Annotated in this window: 22 protein-coding genes and 1 pseudogene; 10 read left to right on the plus strand and 13 right to left on the minus strand. The window is 63.4% G+C overall.

Going from position 1 to position 20940, the window contains the following annotated elements; all coding sequences use genetic code 11:
• Both MLGJGCBP_RS44660 and MLGJGCBP_RS44665 read left to right on the plus strand, forming a co-directional pair.
• Positions 1-595, plus strand: a pseudogene (locus tag MLGJGCBP_RS44660) (relaxase/mobilization nuclease domain-containing protein); the annotation flags it as partial.
• A gap of 213 nt (positions 596-808) precedes the next feature.
• Positions 809-1699, plus strand: a complete 891-nt coding sequence (locus tag MLGJGCBP_RS44665; protein ID WP_236580843.1) for a hypothetical protein — start codon at positions 809-811, stop codon at positions 1697-1699.
• A gap of 29 nt (positions 1700-1728) precedes the next feature.
• Here MLGJGCBP_RS44665 and MLGJGCBP_RS44670 read toward each other — a convergent pair whose 3' ends face one another.
• From MLGJGCBP_RS44670 to MLGJGCBP_RS44695, 6 genes are all read right to left on the minus strand, one after another.
• Positions 1729-2061 carry a hypothetical protein gene (locus tag MLGJGCBP_RS44670; protein WP_160093598.1) on the minus strand — a complete coding sequence of 111 codons (333 nt, stop codon included), beginning with the start codon at positions 2059-2061 and terminating at the stop codon, positions 1729-1731.
• A 517-nt stretch (positions 2062-2578) separates the two neighbouring features.
• Positions 2579-2995 carry a hypothetical protein gene (locus MLGJGCBP_RS44675; protein ID WP_160093599.1) on the minus strand — a complete coding sequence of 139 codons (417 nt, stop codon included), beginning with the start codon at positions 2993-2995 and terminating at the stop codon, positions 2579-2581.
• Between the two features lie 428 nt (positions 2996-3423).
• Positions 3424-3846 carry a hypothetical protein gene (locus MLGJGCBP_RS44680; protein ID WP_160093600.1) on the minus strand — a complete coding sequence of 141 codons (423 nt, stop codon included), beginning with the start codon at positions 3844-3846 and terminating at the stop codon, positions 3424-3426.
• 343 nt (positions 3847-4189) lie between these two features.
• Positions 4190-4672: a hypothetical protein gene (locus MLGJGCBP_RS44685; protein WP_160093601.1), complete on the minus strand. Its 483-nt coding sequence runs from the start codon at positions 4670-4672 to the stop codon at positions 4190-4192.
• 287 nt (positions 4673-4959) lie between these two features.
• Positions 4960-5157 (minus strand): hypothetical protein, encoded by a 198-nt coding sequence (locus MLGJGCBP_RS44690; RefSeq protein WP_160093602.1) that lies wholly within the window; start codon positions 5155-5157, stop codon positions 4960-4962.
• Between the two features lie 161 nt (positions 5158-5318).
• Positions 5319-5852, minus strand: a complete 534-nt coding sequence (locus tag MLGJGCBP_RS44695) for a hypothetical protein (protein ID WP_160093603.1) — start codon at positions 5850-5852, stop codon at positions 5319-5321.
• Positions 5853-6033: 181 nt separating this feature from the next.
• Between MLGJGCBP_RS44695 and MLGJGCBP_RS44700 the strand changes: the two genes are divergently transcribed.
• Complete coding sequence (locus MLGJGCBP_RS44700; protein WP_236580844.1) at positions 6034-6741, plus strand: AMIN-like domain-containing (lipo)protein; 708 nt, start codon at positions 6034-6036, stop codon at positions 6739-6741.
• 60 nt (positions 6742-6801) lie between these two features.
• Here MLGJGCBP_RS44700 and MLGJGCBP_RS44705 read toward each other — a convergent pair whose 3' ends face one another.
• Together MLGJGCBP_RS44705 and MLGJGCBP_RS44710 are read right to left on the minus strand one after the other, a co-directional pair.
• A complete protein-coding gene (locus MLGJGCBP_RS44705; RefSeq protein ID WP_160093604.1) occupies positions 6802-7032 on the minus strand; it encodes a hypothetical protein in 231 nt (76 codons plus the stop codon).
• A gap of 424 nt (positions 7033-7456) precedes the next feature.
• Complete coding sequence (locus tag MLGJGCBP_RS44710; RefSeq protein WP_160093605.1) at positions 7457-7822, minus strand: hypothetical protein; 366 nt, start codon at positions 7820-7822, stop codon at positions 7457-7459.
• 385 nt (positions 7823-8207) lie between these two features.
• On the opposite strand from MLGJGCBP_RS44710, the gene MLGJGCBP_RS44715 reads away from it, so the two are divergent.
• On the plus strand, positions 8208-8789 hold the full coding sequence (locus tag MLGJGCBP_RS44715) for a hypothetical protein (RefSeq protein ID WP_160093606.1): 582 nt from the start codon (positions 8208-8210) through the stop codon (positions 8787-8789).
• Positions 8790-8905: 116 nt separating this feature from the next.
• On the opposite strand, the gene MLGJGCBP_RS44720 is transcribed toward MLGJGCBP_RS44715, so the two are convergent.
• Positions 8906-9472 carry a hypothetical protein gene (locus MLGJGCBP_RS44720; RefSeq protein WP_160093607.1) on the minus strand — a complete coding sequence of 189 codons (567 nt, stop codon included), beginning with the start codon at positions 9470-9472 and terminating at the stop codon, positions 8906-8908.
• A gap of 280 nt (positions 9473-9752) precedes the next feature.
• Between MLGJGCBP_RS44720 and MLGJGCBP_RS44725 the strand changes: the two genes are divergently transcribed.
• On the plus strand, positions 9753-10781 hold the full coding sequence (locus MLGJGCBP_RS44725) for a hypothetical protein (RefSeq protein ID WP_160093608.1): 1029 nt from the start codon (positions 9753-9755) through the stop codon (positions 10779-10781).
• Between the two features lie 123 nt (positions 10782-10904).
• On the opposite strand, the gene MLGJGCBP_RS44730 is transcribed toward MLGJGCBP_RS44725, so the two are convergent.
• Complete coding sequence (locus MLGJGCBP_RS44730; protein ID WP_160093609.1) at positions 10905-11513, minus strand: hypothetical protein; 609 nt, start codon at positions 11511-11513, stop codon at positions 10905-10907.
• A gap of 184 nt (positions 11514-11697) precedes the next feature.
• On the opposite strand from MLGJGCBP_RS44730, the gene MLGJGCBP_RS44735 reads away from it, so the two are divergent.
• The 3 genes from MLGJGCBP_RS44735 (at position 11698) to MLGJGCBP_RS44745 (ending at position 15938) form a co-directional block, all read left to right on the plus strand.
• Positions 11698-13296 (plus strand): hypothetical protein, encoded by a 1599-nt coding sequence (locus tag MLGJGCBP_RS44735; protein WP_160093610.1) that lies wholly within the window; start codon positions 11698-11700, stop codon positions 13294-13296.
• A gap of 179 nt (positions 13297-13475) precedes the next feature.
• A complete protein-coding gene (locus MLGJGCBP_RS44740; protein ID WP_160093611.1) occupies positions 13476-14417 on the plus strand; it encodes a barstar family protein in 942 nt (313 codons plus the stop codon).
• A 207-nt stretch (positions 14418-14624) separates the two neighbouring features.
• A complete protein-coding gene (locus MLGJGCBP_RS44745) occupies positions 14625-15938 on the plus strand; it encodes a hypothetical protein (RefSeq protein WP_160093612.1) in 1314 nt (437 codons plus the stop codon).
• Between the two features lie 53 nt (positions 15939-15991).
• Here MLGJGCBP_RS44745 and MLGJGCBP_RS44750 read toward each other — a convergent pair whose 3' ends face one another.
• Together MLGJGCBP_RS44750 and MLGJGCBP_RS44755 are read right to left on the minus strand one after the other, a co-directional pair.
• Entirely contained in the window at positions 15992-16666 is a 675-nt protein-coding gene (locus MLGJGCBP_RS44750; RefSeq protein WP_160093613.1) for a hypothetical protein, read from the minus strand.
• Between the two features lie 56 nt (positions 16667-16722).
• Positions 16723-17490: a hypothetical protein gene (locus MLGJGCBP_RS44755; protein WP_160093614.1), complete on the minus strand. Its 768-nt coding sequence runs from the start codon at positions 17488-17490 to the stop codon at positions 16723-16725.
• Between the two features lie 331 nt (positions 17491-17821).
• Here MLGJGCBP_RS44755 and MLGJGCBP_RS44760 point away from each other — a divergent pair, with 331 nt between their 5' ends.
• Complete coding sequence (locus tag MLGJGCBP_RS44760; RefSeq protein WP_160093615.1) at positions 17822-18103, plus strand: hypothetical protein; 282 nt, start codon at positions 17822-17824, stop codon at positions 18101-18103.
• Between the two features lie 258 nt (positions 18104-18361).
• Positions 18362-20125, plus strand: a complete 1764-nt coding sequence (locus MLGJGCBP_RS44765) for an ABC transporter ATP-binding protein (RefSeq protein WP_160093616.1) — start codon at positions 18362-18364, stop codon at positions 20123-20125.
• A 27-nt stretch (positions 20126-20152) separates the two neighbouring features.
• Here MLGJGCBP_RS44765 and MLGJGCBP_RS44770 read toward each other — a convergent pair whose 3' ends face one another.
• Positions 20153-20932 carry a hypothetical protein gene (locus MLGJGCBP_RS44770; protein WP_236580845.1) on the minus strand — a complete coding sequence of 260 codons (780 nt, stop codon included), beginning with the start codon at positions 20930-20932 and terminating at the stop codon, positions 20153-20155.
• Positions 20933-20940 lie beyond the last annotated feature (8 nt).

Below are 20940 nucleotides of genomic sequence, written 5' to 3' on the forward strand. Positions count from 1 at the left end.
ACGCGCCGCCGGCCGTACCGCGGGGGTGTTCGCGGCATGGTCCGCGAAGATCGAACCGACACCCGGACCGTTGGCCGAGGCGGCGCGTCAGCTCGCTCGGTCCGCGCAGCTTCCGGCGCACCGGGCGTACCGGGCCCCGAAGGGCGCTATGTCCGCGGGTGGCGCCGCACTGATCGTGATGCAGACCAGTGGGCATCTCCCGAAGAGCGTGTCCGCGATGCTGTTGCTGCGGCAATTGATGAAAGCCATGGAGGCAATTGCCGATGCGCATCGCGCATCAGGCGAACTACACCGTGCACTCGACATCGAGTACGCCGTGCGGAGCGAGCTTGCCACCATCCATGCCTCCCAGCCACGGCTGTCGGTGCCGGTTTCCGCGCGCGACGAAGTATCGACTGAGCAGGGCCGTACGACGACGTCGACACTCACACCTGAGCAGGAGGAGCTGCGGCGGCTTGTCGCGCTTGACAACGCGGCACCACCGTCCGCGGCGGTGCGGCGGTCCGGATCGCCGATTCCCTCCACGCTCGACCCGTCCCCTCGCACCCACGCCGGACGCGACCGCGCACGCGGCTCTGACGGGAACGAAATGTAGGAGAACATGTGGACACACGGGTAGAACTTCACTGCGGGTAACTGCGTGCGACGGGCTGCGCGGGTTCGGTAGCGTTCATTGATGGACCTGGTCACTCTTGTTCTCGCGTCACCACGCGGACGATTTTTCTGCGCGAACGTCGCGTACATGTGCAGTACGGACGAGCGAGCTGCCGACCCTTACCGTCCGCGAACGCCTGCGGACGTGCTCGAGGTGATCGAGGCAGTCGATGTTCGAGCCATCTCGGGGCTGTCCGAACTGGATCTACTCAATGCTCTCGCGTTCGCGACGGACTGTGCACGGTACTGGCAACCGCCGGACGAGGAGGATGTCATGTTCGCCACGCCGGACACCGTGGCGGCTTTACGTCCGGTAGCTGCCGCCGTTCTGGCATCCCCGCTCACCCGGTGGTGGGCGGAGCCAGTCGACCTCGACAACCAGCGGATGATTGGCCGACTGCATTCGAACGACGAGGAGTGGCCGGAATCGACGCTGCCGTACCGCAGTACTGCTGTTGGTCTCGATCAATGGCGTGACCACGTTCTCGCGATGGAAGCACGGTTTCGCACTTGGCGCGCGGAACGTCCGGACAACGCCATCAGTGGTGAATGGTGGTCGACACCGTTACCCAGTGCCGCCCTGCAAACTAGCAGGGCGCGGGATGACGTGGGCGCACTGGAATTGCTCCTGGAGGAAGACTCGTTCGGCGGGGACCAAGCGCGGGTGTGGCCGGTCTCTATCCGCCGCACACCCCGGGTCTACGAGATCACGAATCCGACGGACTGGGCGCGTTTGGTCGACGCGTATCCCTTGGACGTCGTCGAGTCCAAGCGCTCCGATTGGTTCGACACCACCGGTGAGTATCACGACTGGTTCATTCCTGACTGGGCTGCGGTGGCCGACGACTACGACGCAGTGCACCTCACTTTGCACGGCTACCTGACTACACCCGGTCTCGCAATCCCATTGACACGCAACAACGGTGCAACTGTCCTGGCCGGGTGGAACCCGGACACGACGTGGTGGCTGAACAACGACGTCGCGCACGTCGACGACGAGCCCGCCCTGTGGCGATGGTCCGACGATCACTGGGTACGAGCGTGAACCCGGAGAAGGATCCGTCACCGGACGTCTCACTCGTCGACCTGGCGGGGTGTCTCGGCGACCCACTCTCCTTTAGGGACGGGTTCTGGATCGATTGGCACTTCGCTGCCCGTGAGCCGCGCGAGAACAACTCGCCAGTGGAGGAGCTCTGCTTCGGTGGCCTTGAGCTCACCACGCACACCGTGGAGGAATTCGAGCGTGTTGTTGCTGGAGTTGGCCTCCATCCTCTGTGCGATGCGTCCGAGCCGTGCGACCCGCGCGGTCAACTGCTGGACGATCGATTCCACCGGTTGTGCAAGCCCTTCCGATCGTGGGAGGGCGGCAGCGAACCGGTCGACAAGCTCGAACGTCGACTCGTACATCTGATCATGGTGGCAGCTGCGTAACCCCCCCACGAGACCTGTTCCGAAAACGGATCCCCAAAGGGACAATAGTCCGATGTGCGATCGTCTCCCGCTAGCCGAAGCCGACCTTCGTAAGGGGCAAACGGTGATCTACACCGGTCCCGATAATGCACGGGAAATCTACGAGGAACACACCAGGCCCCGAAAATTGTGCAGTGGGCATCCTGGGAGGATTGCCGATCCCACGCGTCAGCACATTCGAGTGGACTGGGTAGGTCTTGAACATGAGCCGATCAGCTATGCGGCTGGCTTCTGCCTAGAGCGCGAGGGATTTGTGCCGGGACTATCTGCCATCACGGAGTCCGAGTACGAGAGTCTCGCAGAACAAGTGCGGTCCACGTCCGATCGCAAACCTCAACTATGACCGATTGAATCTCCTCGGCGTTCTCTCAGCGATGGTTTTCCGTCACAGGTTCAGCTCGGCTTCAGCTTGTCGACGACATCGACAAGAGAATCAGAGTGGTTCACGATGGCGCTAGGCAGGTCGCTTCCAGAGGCGGCCGATCACGTAAGTGTTGGCCACAGTGATCGCGAAGTACGGGACGAGGACAAGGAAGGCTGCGGAGGGAGAGAGCACCGGCGCCCAACTGTTCGGATCCCTCCACTCATCGGGTGACACCGTTTCGGCGACGATGCCGTAGGCGAGGGCGGCGAAGACGATTACCGCTGCTGCGCTGCCGAGTGAAGCGAGCCAGCGCCCGAAGCGGAACTGTTGCTTCAGAGCGGCCGCGCCGAACAGAGCCACCATTGCCACCGGGACGGTCACCACCAGGCCAAAAATGCCGAACAGGTTCCAGGTGACGAGCACATCGCCGATTATCGTTCCGCGATTGTCCTCGATGAGTGCAGCCGGGACCGAGACGACGAGGAGAAGGATTGGCAGCAGCGCCACCCATGTCACCCAGGCAGTATCGTGCGGCCGCCACCCGTGCTTCTTCTCGGCCTCGACGGAGCATCGCGGTGTACCAGTCCCTCCCCGCCCGGTCATTCTGTCAGGTTGCCACAGCATTTTGAGGCTGCCAACCACACGGCGTTCGGGACCACCAGAATTTGCAATTATCGCCGGAAGTCCAAGGCAGTTGACGGCCCGGGCGTACTTGCAGATCGGGGCCTCGGCAGCGAGCTCGCCTCCGACGGCCACGTGTGTGACTGGCTGGCCGTTCTCCCTGTAGGACAGAACTGGGGCTGAGGCTCGCCGGCGCGCGCAACCAATTTGTTCATATCGTTGACCGGTGGCCGATCGGCAACAGGAACGTGGAGGTGTCGTATCGGGGAAGATCCGGAAGCGGGCGTCCTATTGCCGCGGGCGGTGTCAGACAGTCACGGCACGTACCAGGCGCCGGCACCTGGTACGAAGGCGAGTACTCGGGTTCCTGCCTGGTCGGGCACCGTGACCGCGGCAACCACCGTCCCGGAACCTGTCCGGACCTGCGTGCCGCCGGGGTTGTCGAGGTACGTGATTCCGCCCTCGCCGGTCGAGATGTTCCGCCAGTGGACGAAGACGCCGGTGTAGGGCCCCACGCGGGTAACTCCCGGCGTGTCCGGGTCTGTAGTGGCGGTCATGTAGACATGGTTCGCGCTCAAGAGTCCGGTCACGCCAACCCCGATGCCGGCGACCGGAATGGGGAAGACGGTTTCGGTTGGCACCGCGGTAGCCAGCGGCGCTCCGAACAGCAGCGCGCCCACGACTCCGACCGCGGCGCCGACGAGCGAGGAGCCGCGGAGTCGGTGGTGTGGTCGCATCGACGGACCTCCCGGTTCTGTGGTTCGAAAGAGGTGCCGGATCTACCTGTCAGGTTGCTCTGGCGGCATCGCGAAGTAAAGGGCCGGTCGGGACCGTTGGGACTCGCCCTCCGGGTTTGCGGGCAGGACAGGGTCCCGGCGCCATGGTGATCAGGGATATTGGCCGGCACGTCGTGGGAACGCGACGAACGACGTTAGGGATTGTCAGCCGTCGGGGTCATCGGCAGCCGCGGCGGCAGGCATGCGCCGGCGCAACATAAAATGGCTAGGTACCGCTCCGCAAGGGGTCGATCAAATGGCCCCAACCGTCTTGCCCGACTCCGACCCACCCGGCAGGGGCTCGTCAGCTCGGGCGCTCGGGTCGCAGGCTTGGTTGATGGATGGGAACTGTCTCGCCGCTGGCAAGGGTCACGGCGACGTGCAGTTTCTCTCTCCACCGCGCGCGGAGCACCGCAAAGACGACTCCGTCGGCTCCGACACCTCCGGTGTCTGTATCGAGCGACGACCTCACTTCGAACTGAGACACGCCTTCGGCAGCGATTCCGGTCAGTGCCATCCATCCGAACTCTGGTGGTTCCTTCGCGACGGACGGATCGCCGGATTGATGGACGGTCAACCGCGCCAAGTGCGAAGCCCGAAATGAGCGACCGAAGTTAGCGCGGGGATTGGGTACCCCGAGGATGACGGATGCCTTCGGTGAATCGTCGCCTGGCTGAACAACAACCGCCCAACGGGTCGTATCTGCGGCGAATACGACGGCGACATCGGAGTCGCGCTCGATGAGCCGGACTGGACCGAAGCGCTCTCCGGAGGTGGTGCGGTGCATCAAGGGGACCGCTTCGCTCGCAAGCCTCACCGCTGGATGGGTGCGTAGGTCCTCGTCGATTCTGTCGCGAACCGGCAACAACGTGCTCCCCGGTTCGTCCTCCGGTGTGCTCGACGATATTCGGATGCTCATGAACCCTCCACACCGTGCCCTGAGACCCGATGGATAGTCAGCAGGCCCTCCATCGTAGAAGAACAGCTCGCGTGCAATCCGGCGATGTAACCGATCGATGCGGACTGCACGCCATAAGGCGACCGTGTTCCGGGTCGTCGGGCCACCAGCATCCTTCAGTCCTGCTCAAGCTCAGGGTGCCGCCGTAGCAACTCGTCTTCCACTCGGCGGAGCGAGGTGAGTTCCGCGGTGACGCCGTCGAGCCGCCGCCTGGACTTCTCCAACCGACCCTCAAGTTCTCTTATATCAAGCTGTAGCTGGTCGCGCTCAACCAGCAGTCGCCTGATCTGATCGGTGGCGGGGTTGCTGCTCATCAGCCCACGGTAGGTGCCAGAGCGCCAAGTCTGCGCGATCCGTCATCGTTCTGAGACCCCGATAGGCGATCCACAGCCGGGACGAGCGCCAACCGCTGCGGGCACGTGCTGGGCGCCGATCTCGTCTCGGTGAGGGGAGCGCTATCGCTGTTTCCGGACTCTCACTCGCACTGATATGCGCTCTGGGTACTTGGACTTGGATCTGGGAGGTTGGCGAGAACGGTCAATATGCCGCAAACGTAGGCGCGGGACAGCTTCCATTCGTTGTCGGAACGCACGAAGGGGATCGGTCCCACCGGGTAAGGCGCCATACGATCAAGGCGGCCCTGCCCAGTCGCGTTGATCATGTCTGGGCCGACAGGTTCCACGGTGGTGAACTGGATGTATTGGGGTGAGGGTTGCGCACCCCAGGCCCGCGCGATTCGCAAGGTCGTCTGGTCGCTGGGGCCCTCCAAGAGTCGCGCACGGTCCTCCTCGCGTATCGAGTAGTTGGTTGTGGCGTTGTACAGGGCTGTCAGTTGCTCGGCGGTAGGCACGAGATCGGTGAGCACCGCCGGCGGCGGTGCGAACTGGGTGGATTGGACGAAGACGGCCGGATCGCGCGATTCGGTGTCATCGGCGGGCGAGCAGGCGCAGGTCGCGGTTGCGATCGCGACAAGAGCGCTGGCACCTATCGCAGCTTTCCTCACCCTCATGATCTAGGTATCGCCCCGAGTCCACGGAGCGTGACAACCCGTGCCGCACCAGCTCCCTGGAAGCATCTCCATCAGCGATCGGGTGCCGGTCATCGATCGTCATCCATGTGCCGATAGGCGTTCCGTAACGGCGGCGGCCTCACCCATGGGGGTATGGGGGTATGGGTCCTGGCGGAACGGAATGAAATTCTCTGACGATAGACCTGGCGAGCGCTATCCCTTGCGAACGCTGACCACGAAGGATGGCAACATGCTTGCAGCCAGGCAAAACAACGTAAGCGTGGCAACCCTCGCCCTGTGTCTTACGGTTCTGAGCTTGTCGACCGCATGCGGAGTGCCGGACGAGAACCAGCCGAGCACCGACGCTAGTGAGACGACACGGGATGTGCGGTGTCAACAGTTCGAGTCGTTCTCCGGGCAACTGACTGTCGGTAACCCGCGGCCGAGGCGTACTGGGCTGGTGCCACTGATTCCTGGTGAGAATCTACCCGTGCGGGTTCTACCATCGCTGGATTCGGTCGAGCTTGAAGGAACTCCGGATGGCGAGATCGTCACTTTCAAGCTCGGTGGCGACGGATCGGTGGGCTGGTCAGCCCGCTTCGTTCAGATGCCGTTGCTTCGAGGAACGGACGGCGCCGTGCAAATTTCGGGTTCGTGCATTCTGCAGATCGATTTGACCTCAGTGGACTCGAATCAAGTCAGCGAGATCCCTGGACGGCCGATACGGATAACGCCAGACGGCGACGCATCGGCAGTGGTCGAGGTTCTGAGTTATCCGAGTAGCGACAGTGTCGCGCAGTCCTTCGCGGGAACCCGAAGCAGCACACCTAAGGTCACGGTCGACACATCAATCGACAACCGCGTGATCACGGTCGCAATTACTCACTGAAGAACGACACCCGTCCGCGCGCGGACGTCCGCTGAGCGATCCTTCAGCGGAGCGCGCCAGTCAGTGCTTCTGGAACTCGCCGATGACTGTCGTGCCGTCAGCGGCGTATACCGGGACCGTGCGTGGGCCTGTGTCGAATGAGGGTTGCCCGTCCTGGGTTCCCTGCGGCAACTGTCGTACCTGATCGAGAGTTAACGTGGGGCCGAGGAAGTCGCTCTTGGTGATGTATCCGAGTTTGCCGTTACTTGCCCTGGTCGCGATCAAGTCGGGAAGCTGTTCGATGCTGCCCACTGTGCCACCAGGACCGTACGACTGGCCGCGGGCGTTGATCCCCGATGTGGACGCAGGCGGAGGCGGCGGAGGTGGATCTCCGTTAGCGTTTGTAGCCGCGATGATTCCGACAGCGGCCGCCACACTGGCGAGAAGGCCGATGACAGCGAGACGTTTCTGGTGCTGCATGTTGGGCTCCTTAGCCAGCGATGTTTAGTTACCTAGAACGCGTTCCAAGAAATGAGTCGCCCTCCCCTTGCACGTCTGACACCACGCCTCGACTCCCCCAGTACCATCCTTCCTTGGTGGCAGTCCTGTAGGCGAGCATTCGAACAATTGCGGGTAGCAGCCGCCCGGTTAAGGACCCGCCGGGGTGTGCAGATTCGATGGCGAGATCAGCTGCACCGGAGGTCGGTCGGCGACCTATCAACGAGCGCTATCCGGACTAGACGCACCCCGGATCGGGCTTGACGTCGTGTCCCTTCTGGCGGCCGAACTCTTCCAACATCGCTACCGTCGCGCACAGGTACGCTCTGTCGACTCGCCACTGCCCGTCCGACTCACGTACGAACGGCACTTCACGCTGGTTCTCGGTTTCCACGACGGTGCCATTCGGGAAGTCGTACTTGATGGTCCCCGTGGCAACGAGCCGATCCAGTCCATCCGCAGTCACTCCGGTCACATTGTTCGTGACGGTAATTTCCGGTCCGAACCCTCTCGGATCCAATGCCGGGCGGGGGGCGGGCCCTTCACCGGAGATGGTGTCCGCTCTTACGTCGGTGGAGAGCCGCGGATTCTCCAGGGTGTCCAACTTTGCGGCTAACTCACTTGTTGTAGGGAGTGACGGCAACTGGCTAGGCGGTGGCCGGTGAACCACTATGTAGGTACCGACCGACGCGACGACAGCGAGGACTAGTGCGCCGAGACCAGCTGCGATGGTTGAGCGTTTCATCGGTCACACCTCTTCGTCGGGGTCACCTACCGCCGTATGTACATCACGAATGAGGCACTGATGTTCCCAAAGGCGGGCCTCAATGGATTGATCGCTCTGTCACCTCTGCGTATTAACACCGACGGTCACCGCTCCTCTTCCTGATTTGTCGGTTGAACCGACGGCGGCTCGGGCAGTGATAGATGACCGGTCAACGATCCCTCTGTCGGAACGCGAGTGGGGTGTCGCGGTCGACAATGGTCAGGTGAGCATTGAACTGTGCAGAGAGTCCTCTGCCGCGGATTGGCTAAAGAAGCAGGGTCTTCAGTGGTGGCGACTAGCGGTGCGCGGTCCGGTCGGATATCCGAAGTATGCGCGGATGAGGTTCATACCCGATCCGGATTTCCCCGGCCAGAAGGCGAACGACGTCGAGTTCGAGCAGAAGGAACTGTCCGAAAAAGAGCAGGTCGGCGTCGCATTGGACCTCCTGTCGCGATACACAACTACACCGAATGAGTGCTACTTCTGTATGTGGGACGGATGGGATACTGCCATCCACGTCGCGCCCAACTTCGTGATCCCTAACCGCGTCTATTGGCTGTTCCGCGGCACACTCGCGGACTATGCAGACTGGAACGACAGTGACCCTGCGCGGTGGCCTTACGGTTACTCACCTGACCCCGCATTCATTTGGCCAGCAGATCGCGCCTGGTGCGTGACCAACGATGTCGATCCGCACTTCGCAACCATCGGCGCCGACGTGGAAGCAATAGATCAGATCGTGGCCGACCAACGAATCGACGCCGTGCTCGACGACCCAGAGCAAGAGCCACCGTACTGGGGTTAGTCACGGCACCGCGGCGCTGCGCTACGGCGCGATGCTGAAAACCCGCGCTGCGTGGTTTCGGGCCCGCCACCGTTTGAGGATCGGATTCCGGGACAGCAACCTGGGCGGACTCGCGGTCAGCTATTGGAGGTGGTCAAACCTATCGGGCGAGCCGGACTTCCAATACCGGCCTGTCCCCATTCGAAGTCGTCAGGCACCACCAACGGCTGACCATTCCGGTCGACGAACACGACGAACAACACCGGCCAGCGGCCGTGTTCATTGCGCTGGGCATGGACGAGATACGCACTGTCGGACCAGTCGGGGCCGAGCACTGCCCGCGCCCATCCTTCTGCCTCACCTTTCGACAAGGGTATCCACTCGAGGTCGTGGGATGCGCCGGTACGGGGGCGATGGCTGTTGATCCATACCGACAGCTGGCGTGCGTCGGCTGAGGCCGGGAAGCTCCCCCAGGAGTTCGGGTCGTCGCAGGAGCAGTGCACCGTGACGACGCAGCGAGAGGATTCCACCGAGCTACCGGACAGGTGCGGTATTTCCGTGGTCAGCTTCCACCGTGCGGTATCGAACTCCGGCTCGTTCCAATCCTCCAGCGTTCGTCTGAACCAACCGCGCAAATGATGAACGTCTTCGACATAGGTCTCGACGATAATGTTCGCGAACTCGATCGGCGTGCGCTCCACCATCCCAGTCTCGCACCGCAACCCCACGCTGAGTGGCTTCGTGCTCATCACCGTTGGCGGATGGTCAAACGGAGAACTGCAGCCGAGTGAGGGCGGCGATCGAGCAGCTGCAGATCCCGGCGCGAACTCTCACACGCTCAGCACACGCTGGGTACGGTACTGAAAGAGTCGTAGCACCGACCCCACCTTCGCGGTTCGCTATGGGAGATAGGTCCGATGGACACGCTGACGCAGTGCCCTGCACCCGGCCGAGCGCGCGTGCGCCGAAGGGGAGGCGTCGGCCGTGAATAGTGAGACCGCGTGGCCCGAAGTTCTGGTCCGGATGGTCGACGGCCCCGGCCGCGAGATCAGCCTGCGCGGCACGATCCGAAGCCGCAACGGGCGCCATCAACCCGGAAACTTCGGCGGTTGGACGACCATGGGCGACCAGGCCCGACCACAGTTCACCGGTAACTTCAGCCGCGCCCGCGAGACCGTCCACCATGTGTGGCGCATCGGGCCGAAGGTGCGAGTGGAAGATTCGGACGGTCACCCGGTGCTGATCAGTGATGGCAGCCGCAGTTGGAGCTTCACCAGCGGCGACCTTCCCGTCGAGGGCCCCGCCTCCGCGGTGCGTTTCGAAGGCAACGGCACTTACCTGTTGGACTGGCGGTCGGCGACCGAGTTCACCAACGCGGGCTACAGCGAACCCGTTGGCTCGGTGGAGCACGCCACGTTTCTGGGTCGGCCGGCGTGGACGTTCGAGCTCGCGCCCGCCCACCTCGAACCGCACACTCTGCGCCTCGTCGTCGACACCGAGACCGGGATTGTCCTTCAACATCGCTACGAGGCAGTCGATGCCGTCGACGAATGGACCGAGTTCGCCGTCGGCGAGCCGCTCGACGATGCCCTTTTCGAGTGGACCGGCCCCGCCCTGTCCGCCGAGGAGGAAGCGGCACGCGAACGCACCGCACACGAGGACGAACGCGCGCGTCGCAGGCATTGGTTCCGCACACACGTCACCGACCAGCCGTTGACCACCACCGTGCAGGTGGACCTCGGCGTGCAATGGGTGCACACCTACAACGACGACACCGGTGCATTCGAGGCCAGCATCGGCGGCGACCATTTCATCGGAGGATCGTTGGCCCGCCGACGCCGATCCTCTGAGCCCTGGAATCTGCGCTGGGGTGGTGCCGTCCACCGCTGGTCCACTGTCGACTTCGACTGGCAGATCTCCCTACATGACTTCAATCTGAGCCCGGATCGACTCCAGCAGCTCCAAACCCAACTACACCCCGGTGAACCGGCCACCGACTACACCGGCGGGTGAGCACGAACTCCGCACTACCTAAACCTTCGTAGGAACGCGCGCCCACTGGACGATCCTCAATCGGTCCTTCCCAATTCCATCCCCGCCTCGATCTGTCGCCGGTCTCGTCCGACCGGAACAGGTCTATCCCGCTCCTGAACCACGATACGAGTAGTACGGGGGTTCGATGTCGGGATCGTCGACGACGACGTCGATACGCGAGTCGGCCACGAGCCGATCGATCGCGTCCGGGCTTGCGCCGATCGACGCGAAGTGAGGATCGACGTCGCAGGTCACGCACCACGCGTGATCGGATGGCCACACGAACGCGGGGGTGGGTGCTTCAATGTCATCCAGCAGTGTCTTGATCTGAGCGTCCCAGTCGGCGACGTCGGCAAGGGTTCCGTGGAACAGGAAGTAGTCGCGGCCCGGGATCGAGATCTTCGGCGTCGGATCGTCGGCGGTGAAGCTCGGCCACCCGTCCCAGATGCAGAAATAGCAGTCATCAGGCGTGCCGGTGTAGTGGGCGAGCTCGGCCAGGACGACCCCAAGTTGTTCGTTGTCGGTCAGCCCCTCCGGGTCGCGTTGGGCGTCGCCTTCCGTTTGTGCCGGATAGGTCGGGTCTGGGATGAACCGTAGGCGTGCGTACTTGTCGAAGGCGACCGGCCCCCGGGCCGCCAGCCGCGACCAGTGCTCGTGTCGTTGTTCGAGCCAGCGCGCGGCCGACAGATCGACACACCGTGTGATGCTCATTCGACCAGTGTGACCGTCCTGGCGTTCGTGGTGTCACTTGCGACACCACGGAACCGTCGAGAACGTGCCAGACGACGATCCTTGACCGGGACCTCGTTGACGACGATCGGTGCGTTGACTCATCTCGACGCTCCGTCCTCGGAAAGTCAGTGAGAACAGCCCTTGCCTCATGCAAGCTGACAGAGTGACCGATCAGCACGAGAAGTGGCGTCCACCAACACACCTGCCAGTGCTGGTGACGGATTCGTCGATCGAGGACGGCGAGACACCACAACCGGAAATCGGGACGATCGGCGAGTTTCCGTTGCTGTTCCACGAGTTACCCACGGATCCGGCTGATCCGTCGATCGTCACGCTTCGCGCCTCGGCCGAACCTCTGCACTCGGGCAAACCCACCCGCCAGCAACCCAGAACCGATGAGCAGTGGTGGGATTGGGCTGTGCTGTTGCGTGGTGCCGGGTGGACGGCCACCTGGTACACCCGCCGTCCGGTACTCGGTCAGGTCGAAGTCACGGGGCGACTGATCGGTGACCTCGCGTACGCCACCACAGGGCGGATCCGCGGGCGGATCACGCGGGTGCGGGTGGCCGCCGACCGGTACCACCGAGATCCCGACATCCCGCACTCGCCGTGGAAGCAGATACCCGGAACCCGCCACTACCGCGAGGTCACCACCGCACCGCGTTTCTTCGCCGGTGGCACGCGAACCACCGACCCCGCCGCCCCCAACGACGGCATTCGTGAGGTGGGGGTGCTGGTCGATCTGGACCTGACCGACGTCTCACCACCGCCATTGCGCCCCAGTATCGTCCCCGGCGCCGTGTCGGCACACGGCACCGACCTGTGGGTTGTCGACCGCGAATTGCCCCTGGTCGTCCGTGTCGACTCCGACCGCCAGGTCACCGAATACACGATTACCGGGCAGATCTTCGACAACCCTCCGGCAATCCGGACCCGGCGCGTGTGGGCGCACGCGGGAGGGTGCTGGGTCGGCGGCTGGGACGGGATCTACCACTGCAGCCTGGACGGCACCGTGGGCAAGGTCAGCGATGCGCCGATCCGCGACGGCGCCGCCCACGGCGAGGTCCTGCTCGCCGTCGCGGTGCCGAGCCGTAACGCCGCCGAGCTGTTGCTGGTCCGACCGGATCAGGAGCCGGTATCGAGCAGTGCCAGCGGGTGGGGCGACCTCGAGTCGATGTGCACCGTCGATGATGGGTTTTTGCTGCTGTTCCGCCAGCGTGATCCCAGCACCGGTGCCCTGGGCGTGACCCGGCTGGTCCGGGTCGACGTGCATGGCATCGCGACCCTGGGGCCGCCGCTGAACACAGCGGTGCACTCGTACCGGCCGTTTCTGGCCGGCACACCACCGACCGTCTTCGACGGCACCAATGCCTATCGTGTGCTCGACGATCTCACTGTCGTCGACGCAGTTGCGCTGCCCGTCCGGGTGCTGGGCGGTGGGCAGATCGGGGATGTGATGTGGATCGTCGGGCATCCCCCCGACGGCACGGGCCGTGGAGGGTGGTGGCCGCTCACCGGGCGTCCTACCTACACAGCCGAGCACCAATACTGGCTGTTCACTCTTCTTGATGCTCACACCCGAGAGCCGATCTCGAGCACACCGATCCGCAGCTCTCAGCCGGACGTCACCATCGACAGTGCCGGCACAGTATGGGTCACCGCCACTGCCAGGGGGCTGCATGCCATCCCGGATCGAACCATGACCGAGCCGGTGTCACTCGATGTCGCCGACCTGCTCGATCGATCACGAACCCATAGATAGTCTCAATGTCGGCGGCATCCGGCAGGCCGCAGGCCGCCCCCGCCCTTGGCTACAGCCGGTGAGGGATCCCGTTCCGGGACGTGCGTCGCCTGCAGCCGGGCATGCGCTCGGCGCCGATCTCGTCCGGTGGAGGTTCGCTTATCGGAGCCTGCGGGGTGGATATTCCATAGGCTCTGAACATGGCACGCGAAGCGGTTTTCGACCCAACCGATCGGGATGTGTTCAATGAGCAACGCCAGCGCTTCGACTGGAGTTTGCTACAGAACGGCACTGTGTTCCGGTACGACACTCGCTTCCAGCTCGATAGTGCCTGTGACCGCCTGTCCGGCCTCGGCTACCTGGTACACCGGATTGATGCGCACGCGTGGACGTCGGTGGAGGACATGTTCGACGCCTTCTCAGAGGCAATGGGATACCAGCGCAACTACGGTGGCAGCATCGCCGCCTTCGATGACGTGTTCGCCGACGTCGGCACGTTCGATTTCGGCAGCGATCCCAACGCCACCGGAACTGTCCTGGCAGTCGCAGGGTACGACACCCTGGTCACCCTCGACGGACACACCGCACGGGCCATCTTGAATGTGTTCGCCCGCCAGGCTCGGCTGGCCGGGCTGTACGGGCACCCCATGTTGTGCCTGGTCGAATCCACCGCTACCGACTTCGGACCAGTCGGCGGAACGAAAGTACTTCTCGGCAGTGTCTGGGACTTCCCACCGGACCCACCGCAGCCATTCCACGACACGGACCTCATCGAATTCGTCGTACGGTTCTTCAGCTCTGAGTCTGAGCTGGCCGGCCACCTGGAGATGCTCCGGACCGCGATCACCGACACCCTCGTCGCCGTGGGCCGGTGGGAGATGCTGCCTCCCGAGTTAGCCCCCGAACGGATCTCACCGCCACCGGAACACCGACGCGACGAGCTGACCGACAACGGAAAACGGCAACTCTGGGAGGTTTCCATCGGAGTTCGCGGTGACGGTGATTTCAGCATCGTGGGCGAGGAAATCTATGACCGGGCGCGCCATTCCGGCATCGTTTTCGGTGGCACCGAATCGACGATGTACCCGCCGGACCAGAAGTATCGCGAACCATTCCTCTCCAGATATCCGACACTGGGATGAGATGGCAGAGAATTAGCAACACAGCGTGCCCCAGGCCGAGTTCCACTTCCAGCAACATGCACGCCTGTGAACGCCTAGCCGATCGGATTTCTCCGCGGGAGGTGATCCTGCTTATCAATCGATAACCGCTACCCGATCCTCTGCGGGAGAGCTATCGCGGACTCTGACCGTCGCGGTATTCTTCAGCGCAAGGTAGCCCCGCGCCCGATGGCGTCGTCCATCGGTTCGTCGAGTGCGTGGGGTGTGACGATGCTCGCCGAAACGGCTAATCGCACTCTTGCTGTGTTCGTCCCTGGATGGGTTCTCGATGACAACTCGCTCGCACCACCCGCTCGCGGTGACGTCGTCGAAGTCGTGCTGACCTTCCACCCCACCGGCCACAAGCCCTCACCATATGGGCAAACCGTGCGGGCAACCGTCCGGCCGGTGTACGGGAACACCCCCTACAGCGACCCGGAGGGTGGACTGCGGTGGCCGCTCGAGGCGATCGGTGACGGATGGTCCGCCGAATGGTTGTCCGACCGGCCCCTGGCGGGACGAGTCGAACTCACCGGAAGACTCGTCGTCGGTATCTCCTGGACGGGGTCCGACAATCCCGTACTGGTTCGCGGCAGGGTTCGACGGGTCCAGCTTGTCGAACAGCGCATCGAACACACCGGCAGTGGATTGCGCGCCGTGGACGGAACCGAGAGACTGACCGAGGTCGAGTCCACCCCGCACCGCTTCTGGTCTAACTGGGAGACGCCCTCGACCGAGGACCACTATCAGGAGACTGGAGTGCTAGTCGACCTGGACCTCGACGACGCACCGGCCACCAAGGTGGAGTTCGTCGCCGGCGCGGTTTCCGTCGACGGACCCGACGTGTGGGTGATGGATCGGTCGAATCCTGTCCTGCTGCATATTGATACGGGGTCGACATCGCCGCGAATCCTCGAGTTTCTGTTGCCGCTGACGATCGAGCCGCCGACCGACCAGTGGACCCGCAAGGTCCACGCCGACCGCGACGGGTGCTGGATCACCTCCCGACACGAGGTGTTCCGGTGCGATCGTGCCGGGGACGGGACGTTGACCGTTGAACGTGTCTGTGCCGAAGGCGGTAGCAGTGTCGTCGTCGACGGGCGACTGTTCCTTGTCGGCTCGATGTATCCGGTGCTGCGCGTTGACCGCCGATACGGTTTGGTGCGCGTCGATCCCGATGCTCACCCGGTGCGGGTGCTCGATGACAAGCGGCAGTTGATCCCGGTCGATGATCCGGCAACCGTTGCCCGGGTGACGGCTCAGACGCGACGTGCCGACAAGGCGCGCAGCGGGGACGACACCGAATGGGTTGCCGGCGGCGAACTCACCGCGCAGTCTCCGGACGGCACCCGCCGGCGAGTCGATCTCGATGCGCGTACTCGTGGCACGGTGCAGTGGATTCAGCCGGATCCGTACGCCGATCCAGCAATCGCGGACATCATGGCGAGAATCTCGGTGCCGATGCCGCGTCCGCGGCTGCCGGACGAGACGACGGACCCGTGACCCTGTTCTCTACGCTCTTTCGGGGATCGTCGAGCGGCACGATGTCTTCGACTTCAGAACTGCGTTGGTGGCTTGTCCGGTCTCAGGTCGACCAGCACTCCGAGATCTACGACGCATCGGTTGCCGTCCGGATCGGACGAGATCGGCCTTGGAGGTTCTTCTACCCTTTGGCGGTATTCGATGTCGCTGAGCAACGCGGTGCCGGGGATCACGCTCCAGCGGGTGCGCCGGTCGGGTCCTACATCGGTCCTTTGCGAATGCACTGTGACCTTCTGCAGCCGTGTGATGACGCCGGTGGTGGCAGGGGCGTCGATGGGTGTATCCAGCCCCGGCGTGGCAGCGATGAAAGGCCCGCGGAGTTCTACGTATGCGGGAACGGGTAGCGCGGAGACGAAGAAGACCTGGAGGGGTCCGTTGTGGAGAACCGCCGGCGCGGTGGTGTCTTCTCCGCCGCTCGGGGCAGTGGAGGCACCTACTGTCTCGCGGATCGAGCGCCAGTTGGGCCAAGGCTGCTCAACCGCTCCGGAGTATGACAGCGGCTGCTGGGGCTGCAGGTGTTGCAGCAGTTCATCTGATTGCGCCAGCACCACTCGTGTGGATTCCCCGACGGGCACAATGCTGTTCCCGTCACCGATCAACCAGCTGTACTCGACGTATTGGATGCGTGCAGGCAGAGCATGATTCAATCGCGGCGGCTCGTGTGCCATGACGTCGACGATGCCACACATGAGATCGGACGTATTCGTGCGATCTACACAGCAATCCAGCACCCGAAGCGGATCGGCTAGCGGCGCGGCGGGCGGAGATTGGCGGCGTAGAACTCGATGCTGGTCGTTTTGAGTCCAAACTCGGGGTAAGCCACCGTGACCTGGACGATGCTCTTTGTGGGTACCGGACTGAGAAAGTAGTGCGCTCGCGTTTCAATCACACCCAGGTCGCGGACACGGCCGCGGGAGTCGCCGCCACCAGATAGCCAGGGTTCGTTCCGATCATCGGGAAAGTCATCCTGCCGGAACGAGTTGGATAGCACTGCGCCGCCGAAGTAGCCGTGCTCGCCAAGAGTTGGTGATACCGCGAGGACCAGCCGGATCCTGGTTTTGTGAGCCTTGTCCGGCCTGATCCTGTAACCGAGATTGATTGTCTCGGTGTCGAACGAGATGCCGGCGGTGGGGTCGGGGTCCGGTTCGCGGGCCACCAGGTCAAAGCCCACCCCGTTCTCGTAAACCTTCACTCTGGTGAACCGGAGGTCGAGGCCGTTGTTGGTTCTGAATGGGATGGACAACTTCGGTTCGTGAAGGACTGGATCGTCGTCCACTGTTGTCAGGAAGGCGTCGGGTCGTTTCCGAAATTCGGGTACTACGCGGCGCCCAGGCGGCCGCTGCGCACGCATCTCGCGTTGTTCCTGTTCCTCGCGTTCCAGTTCACGCTCGAGTTCTTTGTCCGGGATGGATTCGCCGGCCAATCGCAAGATCCGGGCACTCCACTTCAAGTGGGCAGTCCACCCCGGTGGCGGGTCGCCGACATAGGCAAAGTTGAATCGCTTCTCGGACATGCCACCGATACTTGCATGCGCTAACCGGTGAACGCCGCAGATGCTGCCAACGTCCGGGGTGCCCCACTAGCCGAACCCGCACCGGGACGAAGCGGCATCCCAGCGCAGGTCGAGGGCAGTCCGGCCTCGTTCCGTAAGTGGATCCCCTTGCGGTGTCTCGCAAGGGCGGTAGCCGAGTACGAACATTCCTGATGCACCGATTGGCGAGACGCCGTGGGAACCGAGCCGGTCCCGGATGCACGCCTTGGCAGTAGTTGCCCAGGGGTTGTGGCGGGCCCGGTTTAGGTCGTTAGTACTGCGAAGTGTCATCGGTGAGTGCCAGAATGGCGGCATGGAGGGGTTCAGAGAGTTTGCGCACGAGGTGATCTCCGCTTTGCGGCCGGTGCTGCCTGCCGAGACGCTCGATCATGTGAGTTTCGCGATCGAAGACGGCCGGATTCATCATGCGGTGATTGAGGCCGTGGGTGGTGCGGCTAAGCATCGTGTCCTGGTTCCAGTTCCGATCGTCGAAATGGTGCATGCTCGCGCCACGGACGGGGTGTCTTTCGGTCAGAAGGACGCATGGGCACTCAAGCGCTTATTGCGGAAAGTCCGTACCGACACGGACGCGTAGCGGCGAGGTGTCGGCACCGGTCAAGGCATCGAGTCGATCCGGTGGATGGGACGAAGCCAACCGGAAGGGTGACCGTGGCAACGGAGCCGAGATTTAGTTGGCGCGGGCCAATCGGGGTAACTGACGTTCCCCGTTGGGAGCCGGCGTGATGCTTACTCCGGCGATCACGCCGACCTCGCTGCGCTCCCGTTGGTGCACCCGTCGGATCGATTCTGGCACGTACTGATTGGACTCCAACGAAACCGTCGAGGAGACCGGGTGACACTCAACCGCTTTTCACACGTCTTGTCGTACCTGCGTGAATGGCGCGGACGGATGTTCATCGCGACGGCCGTGACCATCGTGGCCACCGCCCTCGGGCTCGCGCAACCACTTGTCGCGGGTCGGATCGTCAACAACATCTCGTCCTCGTCGCCGGTGCTGCTCCCCGCACTCGTCCTCGTTGCGATCTTCCTCGCCCAAAGCGCCTTGGAGTCGGTCGGCCGATACCTGCTCGAGCGAGTCGGTGAGCAACTGGTCCTCGCGATCCGCGAACGATTCGCCAGGCACATCCTGGGGCTGCGCATTGAGCACCTGAGTACGGCGCGGGTCGGGGATCTTCTCTCCCAGGTCTCGAACGACGTCTCCCTGCTCAGCCAGATACCGAAGAACCTCGTCGAAATCGGCACCGGCATCCTTGCCGTCACCGTCGCGGCCGCCGTGATGTGCTATCTCGACCCGCTGCTCTTCGTGGTCGCCCTCATCGTCACCACGATCGCGTTCGGCGGAGCCAGTCTCGCGCTGTCTCGTATCCAGGAAGCCGCGAAAGACAAACAGATGGCCGTGGGTGAGCTCTCGTCCAACCTCGAACGCGCCATCTCGGCCATCCGCACGATCCGCATCTTCCGATCGGAGGCGCGCGAAGAAGCGGCGATCACCGCGGGCGCGCACAAGGCCTACGACGCCGGCCTCAGATCCGCCGGCCTCACCGCCCTCGCCACCCCGATCATTCGCCTGTCCACCTCGGGTTCGTTCCTGCTGATCCTGCTGATCGGCAGTGTCCGTGTCGCGAACGGTTCACTGCAGCTGGGGACCCTGGTGACGATGTTCCTCTTCACGATGTACGCGCTCTTCCCACTGTCGAACCTGTTCCAAGGAGTCATCTCCATCCGGATGGCCCTCGGCTCGTTCGAACGCGTCCAGGCCACCCTTGCCCTCGACGCCGAAGAGGACCCCGCCCTCGTTGTGCCGGCGCAGACACCGCCCAACTGCGGGTCGGATGATTCGTCGTCGCCGACGCTCGAGTTCGACCACGTGTCTTTCGCGTATGGCGACCGGACTGTCGTGAAGGACGTCTCGTTCACCGTCGGGTATCGGACGACGACAGCGATCGTGGGACCCTCGGGGGCGGGAAAGACCACACTGTTGTCGCTGATCGGCAAGTTTTACGAGCCCACCACGGGGGCGATCCGGCTCGGCGGGCAGGACTACCGCCGCCTCACCATGCAGGAGGTTCGGTCGGCCTTCGCGATTGTCGAACAAGACGCACCGGTCCTGCACGGCACGGTCAGAGACAATCTGCTGATCGGGAACCCGGAGGCTACAGGGGAACAGCTCTGGGCGGCGCTCGAGGCCGCGAATTTGAAGGACCACGTGAGCCAGCTGCCGGGCGGTCTGGATGCACCGGTGGGTGATCGCGGCGGTGCGATTTCCGGGGGCGAGAGGCAGCGAATCGCGGTCGCCCGGGCACTGTTGTCCGACTGCCCGATCGTGCTTCTGGACGAGCCCACCTCGAACCTCGACACGCAAAACGAAAAGCTGCTCGTGGACGCGCTCTCCGCATTGCGTGAGCGAAAAAGCCTGGTCATTATTGCGCACCGGCTGTCGACGGTGATTTCGGCAGACGAGATCATCGTTCTCGCCGACGGCGAGATCGCAGCACAAGGGCCGCACTCCGCACTGGTGAACAGTTCTGATCTGTACCGGTCACTGGTGGATCATGACCTCAAGCCCTCCGAATCTGTCGATCTGAGTGGTAAATAGCCCGTGAGCGTGCTCATCGATTGTCGGTCAGGACTTGCGGGTGGGCCACCGGCCCGACGGACTGGAAGGCAGCGGGTTGATTGTGTCGCTGTCCCAGGTGACTCTCTGATCGGGTGTCACGGGCAGCGCTTCGAGGTCGCCGGCAGCGACAACGGCATTTACGCAATCGCGCGATGCTCCCACATACGTCGTCATGAGGTCGATGTCCGTCGCCACACACCATGCCCGATCATCAGGCCACCACAGATGCGGGCTCATCCCGTCCGGGAACCACTTATTGGCCCCGAACCGGATATCAGCCAGATCAATTCCTCCCGAGAACAGGGCCATCCTGCGGTTGGGCATGGGCAGCCACGAGTAGTTCGACGGAACGGTGAGGAATCCGGATCCTTCCCAGTGGGCGAACCAGCACAGCTCCGGTGTGGACGTGAACCGTCGAAGAATGTCGGCCAGCGCGCGTGTTGTTCGCGCGGGTAACGAGCCGGTGACCGGGGCGTCGTGCCACAGACCCTCCTGTTCGCTGGTGTGCCAGCTACCCACGATGGATCCCCATTCCATGACGGGGTGCGCGATGGTGCCGTTGGCCGCGGCGACGGCTGCCCAACGCACAGGCTCGTCGTCAAGGGTGGTCGCGGGGTGGAAGATCCGGGCGTACGCGGGAAACACTGGTGGCACTAGGGCGGCGACAGTGTGGTCGAAGTTGTGCACGTGTTCGACGATCCAGGTGCCGGCGGTGGTATCGGCTGCCAGTCGGAGGCCGCGCTCGGCCCAGTCCTGGCTATCAGTCGTTTCGGGATCCCAGGCCATGGTCCTAC

The sequence above is a fragment of the Rhodococcus sp. T7 genome, assembly GCF_009872365.1.
Lineage (GTDB): Bacteria > Actinomycetota > Actinomycetes > Mycobacteriales > Mycobacteriaceae > Rhodococcus_F.